This is a genomic window from Moorena sp. SIO2C4, assembly GCF_010672485.1.
GTDB lineage: Bacteria > Cyanobacteriota > Cyanobacteriia > Cyanobacteriales > Coleofasciculaceae > Moorena > Moorena producens.
Genome location: NZ_JAAHGN010001018.1, coordinates 1 through 2,728 on the forward strand (window position 1 = coordinate 1; position 2,728 = coordinate 2,728).

General features: G+C 43.1%; 3 protein-coding genes. 2 read left to right on the forward strand and 1 reads right to left on the reverse strand.

The window, feature by feature from the left end:
* The first annotated feature begins 331 nt into the window (after positions 1-331).
* Both F6K20_RS32995 and F6K20_RS33000 read left to right on the forward strand, forming a co-directional pair.
* The gene (locus tag F6K20_RS32995; protein WP_229414350.1) at positions 332-799 is read left to right on the forward strand and encodes an IS607 family transposase; all 468 of its coding nucleotides are present in this window, start codon (positions 332-334) and stop codon (positions 797-799) included.
* Positions 723-1,928 (forward strand): RNA-guided endonuclease InsQ/TnpB family protein, encoded by a 1,206-nt coding sequence (locus F6K20_RS33000; RefSeq protein WP_008180859.1) that lies wholly within the window; start codon positions 723-725, stop codon positions 1,926-1,928. Before F6K20_RS32995 ends, F6K20_RS33000 begins: the two co-directional genes overlap by 77 nt.
* A gap of 221 nt (positions 1,929-2,149) precedes the next feature.
* Here F6K20_RS33000 and F6K20_RS33005 read toward each other — a convergent pair whose 3' ends face one another.
* Positions 2,150-2,470 carry a hypothetical protein gene (locus tag F6K20_RS33005; protein WP_008180860.1) on the reverse strand — a complete coding sequence of 107 codons (321 nt, stop codon included), beginning with the start codon at positions 2,468-2,470 and terminating at the stop codon, positions 2,150-2,152.
* Between the last annotated feature and the right edge of the window lie 258 nt (positions 2,471-2,728).

Sequence of the window (2,728 nt, forward strand, 5' to 3'; positions counted from 1 at the left end):
TTGACATTTTTATGGCGCTCGCGGGATATTCCCGAGAGCTTTGGGAGATACCCCCTGGATGCTATTGCATCTTGCCTTGGCGATCCTTGGTCTATCTTGGTAGACTTTGGTAGCTAAAAAGTATCGGGATATAATTGGTTGTATTACTCATCCAGTTGTAGTTGCGAGCCAAGAAATTCGCCACGATCACAGCATCAGTGCGGGGGTTAGTGGACAGTATCAAAAACTTGTCCAATATCTACCATAAACTGCCAATCATTGGTAGTATTGACCGATGAGTTGAGTCCTACTTCGTAAGGCGGTCGAACTTACGGGATTATCCAAAAATAAATTGAGGAAGTACGCAGATAATGGCACAATTGATTCACTCACAACAGAAGGGGGGCATAGATTGTTTGACGTTGAAAACTACATCAAGCAATCAAAACCCAAGCATGATTACACAATCTGCTACTGTCGGGTCAGCTCAACAAAACAACGAGATGACCTTGACAGGGAAATCGCCTATATGCACTCACTCCCAGACTGCGAAATCATCAAGGACATCGGATCGGGGCTTAATTTCAAAAGATTTGGGCTTAAAACCATACTGGATAGACTTATGCGAGGAGATCAATTCACGCTTATTGTTGCCTGTAGAGACAGACTCGCCCGGTTTGGGTTTGAACTTGTACAGTACCTGGTCGAATCCAACGGTGGAAAAATCGTGGTTCTCGACAACCATGAAAGTTGCCTACACTCAGAGCTGGTCGCGGATCTTCTCTCCATTGTTCACCTCTTCAGCTGTCGAGTCCATTGACTCAGGAAGTACGGTAAAAAAATCAAAGAAGATCAAGATTTACCTTGATAAAAGCCAGAAACAGATGGTTAATCAATGGCTTGGAGTTTCCCGTTATGTTTTTAATAAGACCGTCGAGATACTTCAAGATGGCTCAGTAAAGGCTAACTGGAAACGGATCAAGACTGAGATTCTTAACAATCTCCCTGAGTGGTGCAAGGCAGTGCCTTATCAAATTAAGTCTATAGCGATTAAGGATGCCTGTACCGCCATCAGGGAAGCCAAGAAAAAATACCAGAAAACTGGGCAGGTCAATCGAGTTCGGTTTAGGTCTCGCAAAAACCCCGTCCAGTCTTGTTATATTCCTAAATCGGCTGTTACAGCTATTGGTATTTATCGCACAAAATTAGGCGAGTTAAGCTTTACTGAATCGCTACCAGATCACATTTGTGATTGTCGATTAACTAGCACCAACGGGAACTATTATCTAGTAGTTCCCTACAAAGCAGCCCCAAAAAAAGCCGAGAATCAAGGTAGGGTGGTTGCGCTCGATCCCGGTGTGAGAACCTTTTTGACATTCTTCAGCGAAAACTCTGTAGGGAAGATTGGTGAAGGAGATTTCTCTGGCATCCAACGCCTATGTGCTCACCTAGACAAGTTGGTTGGTAAAATCAGCTTTTCTAAAGGAAAGCAAAAGCGAAGAATGAAAAAAGCTGCCAGAAGAATGACTATCAAGATACAGAATCTAGTCAATGAACTGCATCACAAGGCGGCCAGGTTTTTGGTTGACAACTTTGATGTGATTTTACTCCCTACGTTCGAGACATCCCAGATGTCAAAACGTGGGAGTCGCAAGATTCACTCAAAGACTGTTCGCAATCTGATGAACTTGGCTCACTACAGGTTCAAGCAGTTCCTCAAGCACAAAGCTTTCGAGACTGGAAAGCAAGTCCTGGATGTGTGCGAAGCCTACACCAGCAAAACTGTCAGTTGGACAGGTGAGCTGGTCAAGATTGGTAGCAGCAAAATTATCAAATCAAAAGTTGATGGTCAGAGAATGGATCGAGATCTAAATGGCGCTCGTGGAATATTTATACGAGCTTTGGTAGATACACCCTGGATGAGAAATCATCTTGCATTGGCGGGCTAATATTTGCTTTTGGTAGATATTGGTAGCTAAAAAGTATCGGCTATTGATATGCACTGGCTATTAGGCTCCAATCCTATGGCTAGGGTTTTTTGATTAACTGCTAACCCTAGCTATAACTTTGATCACAAGTCGCAATCAAAAGTATTACTTCCTCATCTTCCCTATCCTCACCCTCTTCACCCTCTTCTTCCTTGTCCCCTGGTGCCTTTTCCCTGTATCAGTTAACCTTTGCCCCCTACCATGATTTCAGTATTTGTCATCGCTAAGCGTTCGATAACTTGCTCAGCAGTGATCAAGCGTTTTAGGACAACTTGACCAATAGTTTTTGCTGACTCAGGTGAAGTGTTAGGCATGGGTTTGACTTCAACCATAACCACAAGGTCTTCAACCTGATAGAGCCACAATTTTTCTCCTTGCTCTAGGATAGAAAGGTTCATTTGCTTAATTTCTGGCAGGCGTCGCCAAGCGTTTTCGTTCCAAAGACCTCCAAACTCCCAAACGCGCCCGACTATCCAGCCTTCCGATAAAAAGAAATATTTCACGTTGCTCTTCGCTAATCCTGCTCTATATTTCTATTTTCCACTCAAATTGAATTTTTCAGCTTAAATTGACGATTTAATTCAAATTTTATGCAACAACTGCAATTGGTGAATTTCAGGACTTACGCACCAAGCTTGGGGTGCATCTCATCTTTGTAAAAAAGAAGGGAAGTGCCGGAAGTGTCGGAAGCGTGGGGATTTTAGGGAGGGTGGGTAGTGTAGGCAGTTTGGGAATTTTATTAGAATTTTTGTTTAATTGCA

Coding starts and splice junctions, on each gene's coding strand:
- F6K20_RS33000 (WP_008180859.1), top strand. CDS start 723: ATGAAAGTTGCCTACACTCAGAGCTGGTCGCGGATCTTCTCTCCATTG.